The sequence below is a fragment of the Paenibacillus sp. S29 genome, assembly GCF_049319765.1.
Classification (GTDB): domain Bacteria; phylum Bacillota; class Bacilli; order Paenibacillales; family Paenibacillaceae; genus Paenibacillus; species Paenibacillus polymyxa_B.
The window spans coordinates 78,173-96,945 of sequence record NZ_JBMOUI010000003.1; the positions used below are offsets into that span (position 1 = coordinate 78,173).

18 protein-coding genes and 1 pseudogene are annotated in these 18,773 nt (G+C 41.9%); 14 read left to right on the forward strand and 5 right to left on the reverse strand.

All coding sequences use genetic code 11. The features are described from left to right. Positions 1–41 precede the first annotated feature (41 nt). The 4 genes and pseudogenes from ACL9RM_RS05755 to ACL9RM_RS05770 form a co-directional block, all read left to right on the forward strand. Positions 42–1,050 (forward strand): annotated as a pseudogene (locus ACL9RM_RS05755) (IS256 family transposase); the annotation flags it as partial. Between the two features lie 1,085 nt (positions 1,051–2,135). Continuing rightward, positions 2,136–3,413, forward strand: a complete 1,278-nt coding sequence (locus tag ACL9RM_RS05760; protein WP_250267975.1) for a radical SAM/SPASM domain-containing protein — start codon at positions 2,136–2,138, stop codon at positions 3,411–3,413. A 255-nt stretch (positions 3,414–3,668) separates the two neighbouring features. Beyond that, entirely contained in the window at positions 3,669–4,277 is a 609-nt protein-coding gene (locus tag ACL9RM_RS05765) for a response regulator transcription factor (protein ID WP_250267976.1), read from the forward strand. Between the two features lie 98 nt (positions 4,278–4,375). Then, a complete protein-coding gene (locus tag ACL9RM_RS05770) occupies positions 4,376–6,085 on the forward strand; it encodes an ABC transporter ATP-binding protein (protein ID WP_250267977.1) in 1,710 nt (569 codons plus the stop codon). Positions 6,086–6,096: 11 nt separating this feature from the next. Here ACL9RM_RS05770 and ACL9RM_RS05775 read toward each other — a convergent pair whose 3' ends face one another. The 3 genes from ACL9RM_RS05775 to ACL9RM_RS05785 form a co-directional block, all read right to left on the reverse strand. Then, positions 6,097–6,552 (reverse strand): DDE-type integrase/transposase/recombinase, encoded by a 456-nt coding sequence (locus ACL9RM_RS05775; RefSeq protein ID WP_250267978.1) that lies wholly within the window; start codon positions 6,550–6,552, stop codon positions 6,097–6,099. Positions 6,553–6,635: 83 nt separating this feature from the next. Further along, positions 6,636–6,764: a hypothetical protein gene (locus tag ACL9RM_RS05780; RefSeq protein WP_258296382.1), complete on the reverse strand. Its 129-nt coding sequence runs from the start codon at positions 6,762–6,764 to the stop codon at positions 6,636–6,638. A 431-nt stretch (positions 6,765–7,195) separates the two neighbouring features. Beyond that, on the reverse strand, positions 7,196–7,534 hold the full coding sequence (locus ACL9RM_RS05785) for a helix-turn-helix domain-containing protein (protein WP_250267980.1): 339 nt from the start codon (positions 7,532–7,534) through the stop codon (positions 7,196–7,198). A gap of 395 nt (positions 7,535–7,929) precedes the next feature. Between ACL9RM_RS05785 and ACL9RM_RS05790 the strand changes: the two genes are divergently transcribed. From ACL9RM_RS05790 to ACL9RM_RS05800, 3 genes are all read left to right on the forward strand, one after another. Further along, the gene (locus ACL9RM_RS05790; protein WP_250267981.1) at positions 7,930–8,157 is read left to right on the forward strand and encodes a hypothetical protein; all 228 of its coding nucleotides are present in this window, start codon (positions 7,930–7,932) and stop codon (positions 8,155–8,157) included. Positions 8,158–8,257: 100 nt separating this feature from the next. Next, entirely contained in the window at positions 8,258–8,356 is a 99-nt protein-coding gene (locus ACL9RM_RS05795; RefSeq protein WP_014599622.1) for a hypothetical protein, read from the forward strand. Positions 8,357–8,579: 223 nt separating this feature from the next. Beyond that, positions 8,580–9,026: a DUF6386 family protein gene (locus tag ACL9RM_RS05800; protein WP_235307995.1), complete on the forward strand. Its 447-nt coding sequence runs from the start codon at positions 8,580–8,582 to the stop codon at positions 9,024–9,026. Between the two features lie 130 nt (positions 9,027–9,156). On the opposite strand, the gene ACL9RM_RS05805 is transcribed toward ACL9RM_RS05800, so the two are convergent. Then, positions 9,157–10,287: a phosphodiester glycosidase family protein gene (locus ACL9RM_RS05805; protein WP_250267982.1), complete on the reverse strand. Its 1,131-nt coding sequence runs from the start codon at positions 10,285–10,287 to the stop codon at positions 9,157–9,159. 132 nt (positions 10,288–10,419) lie between these two features. Between ACL9RM_RS05805 and ACL9RM_RS05810 the strand changes: the two genes are divergently transcribed. The 7 genes from ACL9RM_RS05810 (at position 10,420) to nspC (ending at position 18,177) form a co-directional block, all read left to right on the forward strand. After that, positions 10,420–10,893 carry a DUF7716 domain-containing protein gene (locus ACL9RM_RS05810; RefSeq protein ID WP_165175922.1) on the forward strand — a complete coding sequence of 158 codons (474 nt, stop codon included), beginning with the start codon at positions 10,420–10,422 and terminating at the stop codon, positions 10,891–10,893. A gap of 51 nt (positions 10,894–10,944) precedes the next feature. Then, complete coding sequence (locus tag ACL9RM_RS05815) at positions 10,945–12,258, forward strand: hypothetical protein (RefSeq protein WP_250267983.1); 1,314 nt, start codon at positions 10,945–10,947, stop codon at positions 12,256–12,258. A 153-nt stretch (positions 12,259–12,411) separates the two neighbouring features. Continuing rightward, complete coding sequence (locus ACL9RM_RS05820) at positions 12,412–13,035, forward strand: SMI1/KNR4 family protein (protein WP_250267984.1); 624 nt, start codon at positions 12,412–12,414, stop codon at positions 13,033–13,035. 180 nt (positions 13,036–13,215) lie between these two features. After that, positions 13,216–15,096, forward strand: a complete 1,881-nt coding sequence (htpG, locus tag ACL9RM_RS05825) for a molecular chaperone HtpG (RefSeq protein WP_250267985.1) — start codon at positions 13,216–13,218, stop codon at positions 15,094–15,096. Between the two features lie 157 nt (positions 15,097–15,253). Further along, positions 15,254–15,514, forward strand: coding sequence for a bacteriocin immunity protein (locus ACL9RM_RS05830; protein ID WP_250267986.1), 261 nt, complete (start codon positions 15,254–15,256; stop codon positions 15,512–15,514). A gap of 315 nt (positions 15,515–15,829) precedes the next feature. Continuing rightward, complete coding sequence (locus ACL9RM_RS05835; RefSeq protein WP_013309649.1) at positions 15,830–17,029, forward strand: saccharopine dehydrogenase family protein; 1,200 nt, start codon at positions 15,830–15,832, stop codon at positions 17,027–17,029. An 8-nt stretch (positions 17,030–17,037) separates the two neighbouring features. Next, a complete protein-coding gene (nspC, locus tag ACL9RM_RS05840) occupies positions 17,038–18,177 on the forward strand; it encodes a carboxynorspermidine decarboxylase (RefSeq protein WP_023987969.1) in 1,140 nt (379 codons plus the stop codon). 90 nt (positions 18,178–18,267) lie between these two features. Here nspC and ACL9RM_RS05845 read toward each other — a convergent pair whose 3' ends face one another. Continuing rightward, positions 18,268–18,762, reverse strand: a complete 495-nt coding sequence (locus ACL9RM_RS05845) for a hypothetical protein (RefSeq protein ID WP_250261823.1) — start codon at positions 18,760–18,762, stop codon at positions 18,268–18,270. Positions 18,763–18,773: the final 11 nt, after the last annotated feature.

An 18,773-nucleotide genomic window follows, 5' to 3' on the forward strand; every position in this document is an offset into this window, starting at 1 on the left:
GCAAACTCCTAAACCTAGTAAATGGAAGTAATCGAATGGTTACGGTGGGGAGTGAGTACGGCGAACAAGAGATTGCTGTTCCTCGGGATCAATTGGATGGATTTGAGACTGTCGTTGTTCAGAAGCATCAGCCCAACGTAACGGGCATTGAAGACCAAATCATGGCCCTGTACGTCAAAGTAGTCAGCATCCGTGAATTCAGGATCACTTTCAGCATCTGTACGGCGTCGAGGTGTCCCCGACGCCCATTTCCAGTGTCACGAACAAGATCATTCCGCTCATCAAGGAAAGGCAGAAGCGGCCACTTCAAGGCGTGTACGCCATCGTCTACATGGACCTACCGACTTCAAGGTGAAGCAAGATGGGGCCATTGCGGACAAAGCGGCCTACATGGTCATCGGCATGGATTTGGATGGTAATAAGGATATATTGGGCATGTGGATGGACGAAAACGAATCCTCCAAGTTCTGAATCAGCGTGCTGAATGACTTGAGAAATTGCCGGGTTCAGGACATTCTCTTCATCTGTGTGGATAATCTGAGTGAGTTCTCTAGGGCCACTGCCGCCTGCTATTCCGAGACTGAAATTGAAAAGTGCATCATTAACTAAATTCGCAATTCCACCCGGTACGTGACTTACAAAGATCTCAAGAAAGTCACCGCCGATCTGAAGCCGATTTACAAGGCAACTACCGAGGAAGGCGCACAGTTGGAGCTGGAATGTTTCGAGGAAATCTAGAGTGTAAAATACCCGATCATTGTACGTTCCTGGCAGAACGACGGGGAAGAACTTTCGCCCTTTTTTAGTTATCCACCGGAGATCCGTAAACTGATTTACACTACAAACATGATCGAAAGCTACCCTGGCAGTTGCGTAAAGTGACGAGAGGCAAGAGTATCTTTCCCACCGATAAAGCTCTGCTTAAAATGCTCTGCCTGGCGACGATGGATGTCACCCGCAAATGGACGGGGCGCATTCAGAATTGGGGCCAGATGTTGCTACAAATTTCCATTTTCTTCCTGGAAACGAGTTGGCGACCACCTACATTAGAAATGCGAAATCCCCTCCCGGGGGATTCAATCAATAAGAGTTTACATAAAAATTTTGAAAGACTCTGCCTCATCAATCGTAAAAACCAAAATAATGATGGATATTTTGAACTGCGTGATTTTGAAGGCTAGATTTTTGTCCTTTGGCACACTATTTTCGTGTTATAAAATATCTAGAGTCAACTATTTCTTTGCTAATAACTCATCAGCAATAGCAAAGTTTTCCCCCTCTCTCACTAGTCAATTGTCTGTTTTCTTTCATACCGTGCCGGTCAACATCTTCGAAAAAAGAGTATCCTTCTCTATGTAGTAATATATAACAAATTTTTACATAAAATTATTGACAAGCCCTTTTACCTGGGGTTACATTGGCAATCATTTAATTTAAATTCAGTGGAAGAACGAAATAGGTGATCCTCCCTTTAGGTCACTTTTTTTCCCAATCAGCAACTACATCACAATTCTCTTCTTGTCGCAAGTGATGGTTGGAATGTAGTTCAATCCAGACACGCGCATGTTATTGATTATCGGGGCATCATTCATTGCGATCGTCTTTGTTGGATATTTTGTCTCTAGCATAGAGGAAAACAGTAAGAATTGAAGAATTAGAGAATACCTAGGAGGCTACTAGATATAGATCCTACCGAGGACATTCAGTTCATCTCCTGGATTCGCCCGGTTTTTTGCCAAGGTAAGCCATAAGTGGCTTGGAGAAATGAGACGTGGTCTACGCGAGAACATTCGAGGGGCCCTTTCGTGATTGGTATAGACAATGTAGTCCTTGGCACCGTTACTAAAAATTCGCATAATGTTCAACAATTATAATTGATAGTGTGAGGACTTTACTTTTAAATTATTTATTAACTAATAAACGGGAGACTAATCGGGAAAAACTATTTTTTGTGGTTTGCGGTTAATTTACGGTGATTTTCCCGAAAATTAATGGTAAAATATAAATATATTAATATATGAATGATTATTATCCGCTTAATGGAAACTTTTTATGCGCTGAAAATGAAGTCAATCTAGTACCTAATACTAAGATTGGGAGGAATGAATATGGAAATCTCATCTTACAACGAGTACTTGAAACTGGATGGGGTAGATGATGGAAAGTATTTAATATATAACAGTTTAACTAACGGTTTGGGAGAAATAAAAAAGGATTTGTATGATGCTCTTGTTAATAAGGATTTTTCTCACCTTATACATTGTGAAGAGTTGGAACATTTAATTCAGGGACAATTTATATACATGCATCCCATTGATGAGTTGGAGACAATGGAGAAACTGTTTACTGCAACAAGGTATCAGAAACACACATTACACCTCACTATTTTGCCTACCTTTAATTGTAACTTTAGATGCTCTTATTGTTTCGAGAACCTAACGGAAAAATCGGGTAATCGTTCATTTACAACTCAAGTACAGCAAGATATTTTGAATTATGTACAAACCTCCATGGAGGCTTCAGATTTGAAGCATGTAGTTGTAAATTGGACGGGGGGAGAGCCGCTTCTTGAGTTTAAGAAGGTCACCCTTCTTATGGAGAAAATGAATGCAATGGCTGCGGAAAAACACATCGAAGTGTCACACGATATGGTAAGTAATGGATATTTACTTACTAGGAGGCGTGCTGCTGTTTTGAGGGATTTGGGCTTGAAAAATATTCAGATTACAATAGATGGTAACAAATCAAATCATGATAAAAGAAGAGTTCTGGAGAACCGACAGGGGACATTTGATCAAATTATAGAAAATATTAGAGAAACATGTGATCTAATTCACATAAGTATACGTTCAAATGTGGATCTCCATAATGTAGATTCATTAGAGGAATATATGGATTATATAATGCAACAAGACTTCCAGGAAAAGGTTAGCATCTATTTCTCTGCTACCACCGACTACGTTGCGGGAGGCTGTTCAAGTAGCGGTAGCTGCTTTGCGAATCAGGAGTTTTCGGGAATCATCCTGAGCTTGTACGAGAAAGCGTTAAGAAAAGGGCTAAACATTTCCTATTACCCTCAGTATGCTCCTGTTATCTGTGCTGCTATTGCAGCCAATTCAATCGTTGTGCAGCCAGATGGATGGATTCAAAAATGTTGGAATACCGTAGGAAACCCCAAGTATACCATAGGTCATATTAGTAATTTAATAAATTCAGATCAACGTGCAGAGAAGTGGCTTGATTATTCACCCTATAAAGTTGAAAAATGTCGAAGTTGTTCTGTTCTACCTTTGTGTGGTGGAGGATGTGCGCAACAAGCATTTGAAAGTAATGACAAGCAGCCTGTTTGCTGTGAATACAAATATAATTTAAACGAAATGTTAAGATTTAATTATTATCGACTTGAATTGTAAGCCTCACCTTTGTCCGTATCTAATCTGTTGTGACTTGAAAGGAGGTGAGGAAAATGCGTTGGATTATTGAGCCTAAAGCACTTCAAAGCTCAGTTGTACCAGCTGGTTTTTGCTGGGTAGATAATAAACATGGCTGTATTATGTATAAATCTTAACCTTAAACATCTATGGCCGCCTGTCTTATGTTAACAGGCGGTTATTTCTCTACTCGAAAAATCGAATAAGTATGTATACAATGCATAGGGGGTTAGATGAATGTATAGCATATTACTTATGGATGATCATCTTGAATCAGGTGAGGTTACTAAGTCATTTATTGGACAAGAAGGATATTTTTGTGTCACACGTGTCGCCTCTACAATCGAAGCTGCAGAGGAAATGGTGAAATATAGTTTTAATCTCTGTATTTATTATCTGAATAAGATTATCTTGGAAGAATTAGAGCATATACGTGGGATTCAGGCTACACCTATACTATTTGTCGGTCAGGTTCATACGTATACAATGATAGATAAGTTATTACACATGGGAGTTATAGCATTTATTGATAAAGAATTTTCCTCAGAACAATTGATTCGAGCTGTTCGAAGTGCATTGGATGGAATCGCCGTTTTACCCGTATCTCTGTTACAACAGCTGCATCACCATGAAGGAATGATGGATTATGTACCGCTTAACAACAAGGAGCGTTCTATTTTAGAGTGGATTGCTGAGGGAAAAAGTAACAAGGAACTCGCTACTATTTTCTGTGTCAGCCAACGGACAATTGAATATTATTTAACTAATATTTTTAATAAATTTAAAGTTAGTTCCAGATTAGAGGCTGTAATTGCCGCAAAACGTAGAGGGATTATTAATGTGTAAGACTACAATTCTTCAGCAAAATAGTAATATAAATATATCATAGCGTGGCGACTAGTGAAATAAATGAATACTATGTTTATTATGACGGGGGCTAAGTGATGATTGTATTTTTACTAAAGTATAGATACAAGTTAATGTTGCTCATCACATTTATTATTCTGTCGAGTCTAATGAATATGTATATGGCCTTTATCTTCAAAGACCTGGTAGACGTTGTTACCGTAGGGAGCGAGCAAGAGTTTGTCGGGACAGCTATTTTGGCCTTATCTTTTATTGTGATAGGTGCAATTCTTAGGCTATTAACTAATTTGTTCCATGCTTCTTATATTCAGAAGACGATGTTATATTTGAAAGAAGTTGTTTTCGGACATATTATGAATAAAAGCCTGACTCAGTTTTCTGCTTATAACAGTGCTAAATATATATCTATTTTTAGTAATGATATCAAGATGATTGAAGATGACTATTTTAAAAACATATTCTCGTTAATTGGAATGTGTATCTCGTTTTCAGCATCCTTAGTTGGCATGTTTCTGCTCAGTCCTACTATTGTAATTTGTCTTCTTTTGTTAACGCTCTTATCCATGTTTATCCCTCGTATGTTTGAGAAAAAACTGGTAAATCGAAAGAGAAAAGTAGCCGATGCTGTAGAGAAATTCATAATTAATACGAACGATATGTATTCAGGATTCGCAGTAATTAAGAGTTTTGGCATTGAGAAGTATGTCAAGGGGCAATATGATCATCTTAATAGGGAAGTAGAAAAAAATAAATATGCATTTTTGAGATTGAGTGCATGGGTTACCTCTATAAGTGAAGTTTTCGGCGGCTTTATGTTTATTTCAGTGTTTATCATCGGTAGTTTTCTCACATTACGGCAGCTTATTACCTTAGGGACCATGATTGCTTGTGTACAATTGACCAATAGTATCGTCAATCCAATACAAATGAGCATTCAATATATAACTCAGATTAAATCATTACGTGATATATCGGCAAAGATTACAGACTTTTTACATACAGAGCATCAGGATGTAGCGTACATTCACAAACCGACGATTAAGAATAAGATTTCACTAAAAGAAGTATCTTTTGGTTATAAAGAAAACAGTTTTAATGTTCACAGGTTGAATATGGAATTGCAACAGGGAAAAAAATACGCCTTGGTAGGGCCGAGCGGATCAGGAAAATCAACTGTGTTACGGCTCCTTATGAAACAGTATGAGAACTATGAAGGTACGATTAGTGTGGACGATGTGAATTTAAAGGAGATTGATGTTGAGGAGTGGTGCCGATTGGAGTCTGTACTACATCAGGATGTTTTTTTATTCGATAGCAACATTAGGGATAATATTTTACTATACCAAACGTATTCAAATGATGAGATCGCTGACGTAATCTTAAAATCCGGTTTGATTACATTAATAAATAAGTTGCCAGAAGGTATAGATACCCAGGTTGGAGAGAAAGGAAGTATACTGTCTGGGGGGGAGAAGCAAAGGATAGCGATTGCAAGAACCTTGATACGTCATACTCCCTTATTGCTAATGGATGAACCGACTTCGTCACTAGATTATGAAACGGCAAATGCTATTGAAGAAACTGTACTGGATTTGGAGAACACTACTTGTGTAATGGTTACTCATCGGCTGTCAAAATCAGTGCTAGAACGATATGATATGATCTTTGTATTCGCTGATGGAACAATTGTGGAGCGGGGAACATTTTGTGAATTAATTGAGCTTCAGGGGTATTTTTATCACATGTATGGGATGGCTGAGGAATCAGCTATGATACGAGATAAATGAAGTTTAGTGAATTAATGAACTTTTATTATTTGTTCTAACCTTCTGGCGAAACATGCTGATTTGGGCGCTAACCTGATGCAGCATATCATGGTAAGCATGAGGCGTGCACTGGAATCCTGGTTGCTGTGAATGACCGGTCTGGTCACGTCCTTAAGCTTTTCAAAGGACTTCGCAAAGGTTCGCAGAACCAATTCGCTATCATTAAGAAGGCTGATGTGATAGACTACAATCTCATTGTTTAACAAGTCTTTAATCACCCAGAGATAAAGCCACGTATCCTGTACATGATATTGTGTCACATCCATTACCCATTTTTGGTTCGGTTGCTCCGCCTGAAATGCTCGCTTTAAGAGATTTTCGATCACTCGTTCTTGAAGCAAAACCTTATAATTCATATGCTGTTTGCGGTGAATCTGCGAGCGGATACCCAGCGTCTGCAAGAGCCACAGTGCCTTCTTGTGGTTCATCCAAACTCAGTGATCGTGAAGCAGTAACAATTGGAACTGGCGGTATTCATAAATTCTTTCGTAGCGTCGATATACCGCTTGAATCAGTGCCTTTGCTTGCCATCCCGGTCGGTATCCTTGCGCTTCAAATAGGCGTAATATTCACCTCTAGACACCCCGAACAACAGACAGAGTTGGATCACCAGGTATTCGGTTGCTAACTTTGCGATCATAGCATATTTTTGTTGCTCTCCTCCTGCTTCCAGTTTTCCAAACACTTTTTAGCATTTCATTCTCCCGTTTCAACTGTTGCACATACTGATCTTGATTCTTGTATTCTTCATGTTCCCCCTGTTGGACTAACAAGCCGAATTCGCCTTGCTCACGATACTTCTTATCTATCGCTTGACCTGATTCTGAATCTCCAAATGCTTGGTAATCTGTGGATAGGTCCACTTTTCTTCGAGATGTAGGCTAAATGGCCCTTATTTTACAGTGTCAGCATAAGTCTATAATTTTCTCCTTTTTTTGCGGGCATAAAAAATGCAACCCTAGAATTTCTCTCGGTTGAACCCGGGGATTTTCCAATGTTCATTATAGAGGACACTTTATAAGCCACAGGTGGGCTAGCTTGGTTTTCTTAATTGAAACATTTCATTCTTCTTTAGTTGATAATCTCCCTTATTACATTCCTCGCCAAACGTACTTTCTCTGGACTCGACTTTTTGAGCATCGTAATAATTTCTATAATATCTTCATCAGACTCCACAATTTTGGGGTCCTCGCTTACATATGAAAACAACTGAACTAAGTTTACGTCTAGTGCTTTTGCAATTTTAGCTACATTTATCAAAGAAACATTCTTTTCTCCACGTTCGATCTGTCCAATGTATGTAAAATGAAATCCACCTTTTTCCCCAAGAGCTTCTTGTGAGAGGCCTTTTTCTTTGCGTAACACTCTTATTCTAGCCCCAACTAGCTTTAGTACTTCTTTGTCCTGCATTTATCTACACCCCTTCTACTAAAAAGTGTAGACAAGATTTTATTGGGTAAACATGAGATTAAGAATCGTATATTTAGCAAGTATTATATCTATAAGTATTATTTTAGAGTATAATAAGACTAATCTTTAAATTCTCTGGAGGAATAGATATGAAAGAAGCTCCTTCTACCTTTATTCCAAGTCCCACTCAACCGTCCCGACCCTCACAACACCTACATAATTCAATAACTGATTTCCACACTCTATCCCAATACCACATGAAACTAGCCCAAATCCTGTACAAGCACAATCAAGTCCAATGCTGCATTATCCTATGTGACTGGGCTTTGACCTCCATGTTAAAAGCACTATATATGAAAGAAAACGACAGCCTTTTCCCTCCCGGATTCCTGTCTATGACTGATCTGCTGCACTTATTACATACCGAAACCAACCCGGGATTGGATGTTGTTGTATTTATAGGCACCACTCAATTTCTTTCATCCCAGTTAGAAACCCCGCTCCTTCAAAAGATGAAGCACAAGGATGTGAGCAGGCTACTGCGAAGAACGGACGACATTCTCTGCCAGTTGTCATCCAGAGTCATTAGCGATCCATCCGAGACGTATCAGTCCATTTTCTGAGAAGCCCCTCCATGGCAAATAAACTTGCCGATTCGCCCTGTCGTTATCCGCTTTTCTTCATACGATAAGAGTAAGCTTTAACGCAAGGAGGGATTCAGACATGGGTGAAGTAGGTTACGGTGGAGCATGGACATCCACAGGAGCGATTTTGGTATTGTTCATTTTGTTGGTAATTATTACTAAGTCTTTTTTGATCTAACAGCAGGTTAGCATCGCTTAAATCCACAAATCGGCCTTCTTTCACGACATCGTGAGGGAGGGCTTTTTATGCAGAATGGGTGTTAGCCTAACATGTTGTCTGGCCCTGCAAGCATTGTTATACTTTACATACAGGGAGATTTTCCCTCAAATATATGACAATACGGATAGCGTAAGACGTGGAAAAACAGAAATTCGCTGACCAAAATCAGGAGGATCGCATGATGAATACGGCAAGCAGTCCATTTCAATTTACGACAGACACGGCGACTCTTTGCTTATTTGATACGCAAGCACTTAAACATCGTTTGGACGATGATCCGGATTGGTGGTCCATCGAAGAGGACGAGCTGGGCGAGTTGAACAAAGGAAATGTAGCTTTTTTGAATCTGGGAGCCGACGGGACCTATGAGGTTGTGATGACAGATCATATCGACAAGCCTACTGTGCGGCTGTTTTTGAAGGTTCCCTCAGGCAACCTATTTATTGGAGCAGGGGAGGAAGCCACAAGTGGTGGACTGGAGCCTGAATGCGTATGGGGAGGGACGTTCCTTTCTGTACAACCGGGATTTTATGAATGCTTGGCGAGCAGAGAAGACAATCGTATTTATCTTTCTTTAAAAAAAGGAAGCGAAGGCAGCAATAGCTTTACAGGTCTGATTCGATTGTAGGTTGCAGGCAACCCGTAACGGCCCATACAAGCCGCCTGAACAGGTGGAAGCAGGAACAACCGAAACCAGGAAAATGGATAAAAGGCTATCCCCACGGCTTACACATCCGTGAAGACAGCCCTTTATCTGTCTATCGATACTTTACAATAATGGCATTGCTGATTTGGCGGCCGGGTGTGGTGAGGTAGGAGCCGTTGTAATACAGCCCGCTGGAAGCACCGCCATCCAGATTCATGGCCTGATAAGCGCCAGCCTGCTTCATCATTTGGGCGAGCTGCGGTATAGTCGCTCCACTTGTGGTTAGGAGGATTAGCTTATGATCCCGACTCATTCCGAGTGCGCTACGGGCGCCGCCGCCTGTTAATATTTTAGAGTCCTTGAAGCCTTCGGCTTTGACATTTAGGGAAACCTGACCGTTCGTGACCAGACGAGGCCCGGCTTGAAGGGCACCTTCGACGCTACCTTGGCTTAAGCGTTGTTCAAAGGCAGAACCCGACATTAACTCAGATAAATGGTTGGCATCGTAGGTGAAGACCGTCCGTTGGTCGCCAGAGCTTTTTTTCAACATCTTTCCGTGACTGACCAGGTAGCCGTAAGGCGTTTTGTAAGAGCTTTTGGTATAGGCATCAAAGAATGTACCATTGATGGCTACAACCGCTTGGTTACGTTTGGCGAGACTACTTAAGTCTTCCACTTTACCAATGGAATCGTCTGCCAGTGCCACGTCCAGGCTTACCTTGGGATGGAGCATAGAGATGGTGACCACCTTAGCGGAAAATGTACGAGACCCGACCTTGAAGCTTTTATGAGCTGTCGTAATGGGTGTAGTGTTTCCGGGTAACTTGCCAGTATGTACCGGAAGCGTGACGGACGTTGCACCTTGCTTAATGCGTACAGCTGAGGTTTCCTTTTGCCATGAGACTTGCAGGTTTAGATATTGACTGATGAACTGCAAGGGGACATAGGTCGAACCGTTATCGGTAAAAGGAGCATTTTGCAAATGGACCGTTTGATCATTCACTTTGGCAGTAGATTTCCCGGCAAATAGGGTGATCCGAGTATTGCCTTGCGCAATTTCTATTTTTTTGTCCGCTGCCGTTAAATTGAATGTGATCCCTTCATAGCTGTTCAGAAGACGAAGCGGGATGAAGGAGTGGTTACTCTGGTCCACATAGACCAGCATAGGTGCTGGGGCAGCAGCGTAGATCGGGGATACCAGTAATAGCAAGGACAGGATAACAAGTGCGGTGGTTCTTTTCATGAATAGATCAATCTCCTTATGTAGTCTTGACACTTTACGAGGTGCTTGTAATTATATCGGGTTTTATAAGTTGTAAATGTATGTTATGCGAATTTTGAGTGTTTAGCTGATATAGGAAGCGGGAGGTTGGAGATGAGCAGGTATGAGACAAGACTTGAGGATTACCGTCGCAGAGAGCGCCCGTCTTATCGTGTATTTGAAGGATTGCAGGAATTGGTGCGTAGCGTGGGGCAACTGCATAATAACTGGTTATATGTGAATGTGGATCAATGGGATCAAGATCCTGTTCACACACCGATTTATTATTGGGATGAGCATTGGCTAGAGGAATGTGCAGAGGAGGGTACAGTCGTAACCAACGAACAGGACGAGTATATTCCCAAGTGGGTGCCGGATCGTCAGGTTCAAACCTGGTTTGAGTTGGCGACCTTCGAAAGTATTGTGGAAGTCCTTAAGGCTGCTGGACAGCCAGTGACGCTTCAGATGGTGATTATAGCGGTAAAATACTATGACAAACGAGATGCCTTTCTGGACTATGAAGAGGTGAAGGCAGTGACAGACCTGTGGTCTGTGTTGACAAAGGTGAGAAACCACCTAACAGAATGAACAAAGCCTGTAGAATAAACAGGGCATACATACACTGGATGGGGGAAGCAAATGAGTTGGTTGAATCATGAAATGGCAGCAAAGTGGCGACAGGAAGGAAAAAGGTATGCCGCAGATGTGAATGAATTTGTCAGAGTCGGCATGGAAAGTGAATGGCAGCAGGAGCAATCAGAGCCAAACCAGGACGAACGCCCCAAGATGGCCAAAGATATTTTTCGTATGATTCGGGAGGCGAATCAGGCTGGTGAAATGGAGCAGTTACGTCGAGAGATTCCAGCCGCGTCTTGGCCGCTTACACCAGCGTTCGAGGAGGCTTTGCAAGCCGTTAGGCCGATAGCTTTTGTGAATGGAGGCAATGAAGTCATTCTACATGCGGGCAATCCTCGGGAACGTGGGACGATCTATGTGACGGGAAAAGATAGAATCTTGCAAATCCCCGGACTGCATCGAGTAGGCTGTTCGCCGGACGGGACTTATTTTGCGTTGGTGGATGGACAGGGGATTCGGATTGTTCGTCAACCGGACTTAAATCTGCAAGGAGAAGAGACAGCACATTTTCAGTGGAAGGATATACAAGGCCGCTTAAAAGCATCCATTCCTGATCTGGAGTGCTTGGGAGATGAGGAGCATCCTGAAGATATATTAGATGAAGTGATTCCGTTTGGCGATGGACAGCGACTTCTGCTGGTTTGCGGTTACGGCGTTTATTTGCTGGCTGGTGATCTGGTGGATTTGATCCATCCCAAGGCGTCTGAACGAAGAAAACTAGAGTTGGAAGACACGATTGTGGATATGGCGCATGGAGCTGTGTCGAAGGATGGACGTTGGATTGCTTACGGTAGCCAGATGAGTGAGCATATGCTTATGGATCTGTCTGATAAGACAGTGCATACATTGGAGCCAAGTTCTAGTTATCCGCATTATGCTCTATTTGCCAAAGATGATCTGGACGTCTGGTACAATGCCTGTCATTTCTACAACGGTGCCACCATTCAAGTGTCGATTGCTGAGGTGGAGCAGGGTCTTGCTCAGAATAAGGAAGAATGGCCGATGATGAATGAAGAAATGCGAGTATACGCTGCAACAGCGCTGACACAAGGATCTATTTTGGGTGATGCCTACGGTTATCTCCGTCTGATTGACAGGGAGGGCCGTGAACTTTGGCGCTATTTTGTCGGCAGTACGATATCCGGGCTGGCAGTTACACCTGATGAAAGTATGTTGGCGGTTGGAACGTATGGCGGTATGCTTCATTTGATTGATTTGCAGAGCAGCACGAAGGACGAATATAGTATTGGCACCGCTCCAATTCACGAGACAGCGCGTTGGGTGATCTGGCGTAACTATGAGCCGTTGCGCTGGTAATACTAATATTCCGCAAATGGTGATAAAAGCAAGTTCTGATAAGCTGAACTTAAAAAGTGCAGTAGCACATAAATACAATGCTATTTTCATAGAGGGCATCTGGCATTAACCCATGATGCAAAATGCGAATAGAGAGGGAAAGAGGTGTGAGGCATGGACAAGAAAGCGGATATTCGTACATCCATGAAGGAACTATTTGCACAGATGGATGAAGCCTTTTTTATGGATGTGGAAGAAAATGTACCGATTGAAATGCGTGATGGGAATGTCGATGAGGAGGGATGGATCAAGTGGAAGCCTCTCCCTTCACAGATTACTGAACAGGAAGTTCGGGAGATGGAGGAAAAATACCATTTTGAGCTGCCGCCCCTGCTAAGGAGTTTTATCATGTCCTACCATTATGTATCTTTACAATTCGATAATGAATCCATTCCGGGAGTATACTGGAGCGATTGTACGTTTGTTGAGTTCCCACGTCTGCCTGTAGGTCAGGGCTTAAAAGCATTTTATGATTTAATCGATCAGTGGTCACCCTTGTTGTCAGCAGGCTACATTCCTTTTGCAGTAGCAGAGGACGACCAGGGTCCCGTTTGTTTAAATGCAGGCAGCAGACATAAGGACGGCGATTATCCTATTGTTTGGTTCTTTCATGAGGACCTACAGCATTTGAATGAGGATGAGCTGCGGATCAGGAGTAATCTGCTTCCCCATGTACAGGGGCTGTTTCCATCTTCTGTCGAAATGTTTAACGTGATGTTTAAGCACATTAGACACTAGCGATTTCCTGAAATGTAATTTTAATGTTTAGCCGACCGAGATATTGACATAAAAAATGAGGAATGATATAAAAAAGGTAGGCTAGCACTCGAATGATGGGAGTGCTAACAAAGTTGAATCGTTTGCATAGCTCATATCCGCTGGCCTTACATAGGTTCATATTTGAAAGGAGATATCCGAATGGAGAAAAAACAGTTTCAGGCTGAGTCCAAGCGTCTGCTCGAAATGATGATTAACTCGATTTACACGCAAAAGGAAATTTTCCTAAGAGAGCTGATCTCCAATGCAAGTGATGCGATTGACAAAATTTATTACAAAGCATTGACGGATGATCAACTGGTCTTTGACAAAGAAAATTATTATATCAAAGTAACTGCCGATAAGGATAATAGAACGCTAACCCTGCGTGATACCGGGATTGGTATGACCAAGGAAGAACTAGAAAATAACCTGGGTGTTATTGCTAAAAGCGGTTCATTGGCATTCAAAAATGAAAATGAATCCAAGGATGGTCATGACATCATCGGTCAATTCGGCGTTGGCTTCTATTCAGCTTTCATGGTAGCAGATGTGGTTACAGTGACTACCAAGGCTTTGGGAAGCGATACTGCATATAAATGGGAATCCACAGGTGCAGACGGGTATACCATTGAGGCAGCTGAGAAGGACGAGGTCGGAACCAAGATAGTTCTGAAAATCAAGGCAAACACCGAAGATGAGTCCTACGATGAATATTTGGACGAGTACCGTTTAAAAGCACTGATTAAAAAATACTCCGACTTTATCCGCTATCCGATTAAAATGGATATTACAGGCAAGCGTCTGAAAGAGGGAAGCGACAACGAGTTCGAGGATTACGAAGAAGAACAGCGTATTAACAGCATGGTTCCTATTTGGAGAAAAAACAAAAGCGAGCTGACCGACGAGGATTATCAAAATTTCTACGCGGAAAAACGCTATGGCTACGACAAGCCGCTCCAGCATATCCACGTCAGTGCGGATGGCGCGGTAGTGTACCAAGCTATTCTGTTTATTCCTGAAAATATTCCGTTTGATTTCTACTCCAAGGAATATGAAAAAGGGCTGGAGTTGTATGCCAACGGTGTGCTGATTATGGAAAAATCTCCTGACCTGCTGCCGGATTATTTTAGCTTTGTCAAAGGGATGGTCGACTCCGAAAGCCTGTCGCTCAACATTTCCAGAGAAATGCTGCAGCATGACCGTCAGCTGAAGCTGATTGCCAAAAATATCGAAAGCAAAATCAAAGGTCAATTGCTGACCTTGCTCAAAAATGACCGGGAGAAATATGATCAATTCTACAAATCATTTGGCAGACAATTGAAATTTGGTGTCTACAACGATTACGGCAGACATAAAGAAACTCTCCAGGATCTGCTCATGTTCTACTCTTCTACAGAGAAAAAGCAGGTTACTTTGGACGAATACGTATCGCGTATGCCAGAGGATCAGAAGTATATTTATTATGCTTCCGGGGAGTCCAATGAGCGTATTGAAAAACTGCCGCAAACCGAAATGGTGGCTGACAAAGGCTACGAAATTCTGTATTTCACCGATGATATTGATGAGTTCGCTATTAAAATGCTCTTAAGCTACAAAGAGAAAGAATTCAAATCTGTATCGAGCGGCGATCTGGGCATTGAGCCTGACGAAAACGAGAAAGAAACAGAAGCAGAACAAAACGACAACAAAGAGCTGTTCGAGTACATGAAGGGCTTGCTGGAAGGCAAGGTATCCAGTGTTAAAGCCTCCAAGCGCTTGAAGACACATCCGGTATGTCTGTCCGCAGACGGCGAAGTGACGATTGAGATGGAGAAAATCTTGAACGCCATGCCTAATAACGCCGATGTCAAAGCGAATAAAGTGCTGGAAATCAACGTAAACCATGCGGTGTTCAACTCTTTGAAAGAAGCTTTTGACAAGGATAAGGAGAAGGTAAACCTCTATACGGCATTACTGTATAATCAGGCTTTGCTGATCGAAGGCTTGCCACTGCAAGATCCGGTTGAATTCACGAACGATATTTGCAAAATCATGGTTTAACAAGCTTTATTACTGTATAGAGCCGTTCCCATACTGGGGGCGGCTTTATTTATCATAAACACTTCTTAAATCTCCATAATAGGTCATATAGCGCTTACAGAAGAAGGGATGGGCCCACACAATGCCGATCATACTCAATACAAAGGAGGGCAATTATATGAGTCTGGATAGAGATAGAAAGGAACTCCAAAATTTGGATCGAAGTGAGCTTATAGAGTTAGTGGAAAAAATCATCAGAGGTGAGGGAACAGAAGAGGAAATCGACAGCATGCTGACCATAGTGATGCAAAATACGCCCCATCCGGGGATCAGTAATTTGATCTACTGGGATGACCGTGACTTGAGTGCAGCTGAGATCGTAGATGAGGCATTACGCTATCAGCCCATTATTTTACCACCCCATGAATCTTCTTCATAGGATGCGGAGGGGTGGTCTTTTGTTTAGAAATAAGATAGTATTAACTCTTTAGGACTATGAGCATTAGATTCAAAAAAACTTCCGTTAAATACGTGCTGACTTCTCTGGAGTGTATGAGGTAATGTTTGTTTTCTGCACACTTTACGGAGTTTTTATGCCTAATTTTGGGATTTGTAAAGTTTTTGTGACATGTTCCTGTGAATTTTGATACAGCAAATTGTCGTTTTTCTTGATTATTTGGTGGGATGTCTTTATAATCATTTTGTTTGCAAGAATGATTAGCGATTAGCGTATGGAATAAGGAGGTTATTTATTTTGGGAAAAGCATTGATTATTGGCGCCGGTGGCGTGGCCAGCGTTGTGGTGCATAAATGTTGCCAAAACCCAGATGTATTTGAAGAAATTTGTATCGCAAGCAGAACTGTTGAGAAATGCGATGCGCTTAAAGAGAAGCTGGGTGGAGGTCGTACGAAGATCCAAACGGCTCAGCTTGATGCTGACAACACCGACATGGTCATTGACTTGATTCGAAGCTTTCAACCGGATGTAGTTATCAATGTGGCTCTCCCTTATCAGGATTTGACGATAATGGATGCTTGCCTTGAGACAGGTGTTCATTACGTTGATACGGCGAACTATGAACCGCCGGATACGCCGAAGTTTGAATACAGCTGGCAATGGGCCTACAAAGAAAGATTCGAAAAAGCAGGAATTACAGCTCTGCTGGGCAGCGGTTTTGATCCAGGCGTAACTGGAGTATTTACGGCTTATGCTCAAAAGCACTACTTTGATGAAATTCATACGATTGATATTGTGGATGCGAATGCAGGGGACCACGGATATCCTTTTGCAACTAACTTTAATCCGGAAATCAATATTCGTGAAATTACGGCGAAGGGCCGTTACTTTGAAAACGGAGAATGGATTGAAACTGAGCCACTTTCTGAGAAAAAGGTATACGACCTTCCTGAAATTGGACCGAAAAATATATATCTTTTGTACCATGAAGAACTGGAATCTCTTGCAGTGAATATTAAAGGCGTGAAAAAAATCCGCTTCTGGATGACGTTCTCGGACAATTATCTGAATCATTTGAATGTACTTCAAAACGTAGGCATGACTTCGATCGAGCCTATTGATTACGAAGGACAACAAATCATTCCACTGCAATTCCTAAAAGCTATTTTGCCAGACCCAGCTTCTCTGGGACCAAGAACAAAAGGCAAAACAAACATTGGTTGCATCATCCAAGGTGTGAAAGATGGAAAACCAAAAACATATTATGTTTACAATGTTTGTGATCATGAGGAATGTTATGCAGAGGTTGGCTCCCAAGCCATTTCTTACACAACTGGTGTTCCTGCCATGATCGGCGCAATGCTTATCATCAAAGGTATCTGGAAAAAACCAGGCGTTTACAACGTTGAGGAATTTGATCCAGATCCATTTATGGAAGCACTAAATAAACACGGATTGCCATGGCAAGAGAACTTTACGCCAACGTTGCTTGATTGAGGTCTGCGATGAATATTGATATTACAGGACTTCCATCACCTTGTTATCTTGTTGACGAAAGACTTCTTGTCAAAAACCTTGAGGTTTTAAATTCCGTTCAAGAGCGGACAGGCTGCAGTATTTTGCTCGCTCTTAAGGGATTTTCGATGTTTTCGACCTTTCCTCTGGTTGGCAAATACTTAAAAGGCGTAACCTCCAGTTCGTTGTTCGAAGCACGACTTGGTCGCGAAAAAATGGACAAAGAGGTTCATGTATACGCACCTGCTTATGTTGACAGTGAATTTGATGAGCTATTGGAGTATGTTGACCATATTGTTTTCAACTCCTTTGATCAACTGAAACGCTACAAAAGCAGAGTGCAAGGCGTAACTTCCAAAAAAATTGACATTGGCATTCGGGTTAATCCGGAATATTCGGAAATCGAAACGCCGCTGTATGATCCTTGCTACAACAACTCCAGAATGGGTGTGACCCTGGCTAACTTTAGACCTGAGGATCTGGATGGCGTGGACGGTATTCATTTTCATACGATGTGTGAACAGAATTCAGATACGCTAGAGCGCACCATTAAAGTCGTGGATGAGAAATTCGGGCCATACATTAAGAACATGAAATGGCTCAATTTCGGCGGCGGTCACCATATTACCAGAGAAGACTATGATCTGGACACGCTGGTACGCTGTATTCAATATTTTCAGGATAAATATGGTGTGCAGGTTTATCTGGAGCCAGGCGAAGCTATTGCTTTGAATACTGGATATCTGGTTGCTACAGTCCTAGATACGATGAAAAACGGAATGGATATTGCCATTCTGGATACTTCGGCTGAATGTCATATGCCTGACGTGCTGGCTATGCCATATCGCCCGAACATCATTGATGCAGGCCAGCCTGGCGAGTATGCTTACACCTACAGACTTGGTGGACTTACGTGCTTGGCTGGAGATGTGATTGGTGACTATTCCTTTAAAGAGCCATTGAAGCCGGGAGACAAGCTTGTATTCTGCGACATGGCCCATTACACGATGGTCAAAAACCATATGTTCAACGGAGTCAACCTGCCAGCCATCGCCAGCTACAACGACGAAGAAGGCATTAAGGTAATCCGTCAGTTCTCCTACGAGGACTTTAGCTCTCGTTTGTCGTAAGAATAGGTTACTAATATACTGCAATCCAAAAAGCCTCGCCCCTAAAATTAGGAGTGAGGCTTTATTGTATAGGAAACTGAATTAGTATCTTTATTCCTCAATTTTAGCGGAAATCTTGTACCAGAACAATTGACCGATTTCGTAGCCTGGCACTCCCACTTCTAAGTAGTACTCTTTGCCAGCCTCAAGTTTTTTACCTAAAGTATTCTGTCCTTCTTCTGTTGTTTTAATCATATGACCATCGCTATCTGTTAGAGTCAATTTTAACCATGCATTAGGATATTTATCCCCTTCAATTTTAAAATCAACCCACTTTGTCTGAAAAGCCTTAAATTTATAAATATCGTAAGTATCGTAGTCTCTTCCTTCAATGAGTTCCCCTATGGTTCCGTATATATCACTACCTAGCCAAACTTCGCTGGCCTTATCATACCAATTGTTAGGCTCCCTGTCAGTTCCATTACCGAAGAGTTGATTGGATACCTTTGCAACTGGTACAGAATCTGCTTCTGCGGCTAAAGCGACACTGGCAGTAGTACTCAGCATTAGTGTAAGACCTAATGAAGCTAATAACGTTTTTTTCATAAATAAGAGTC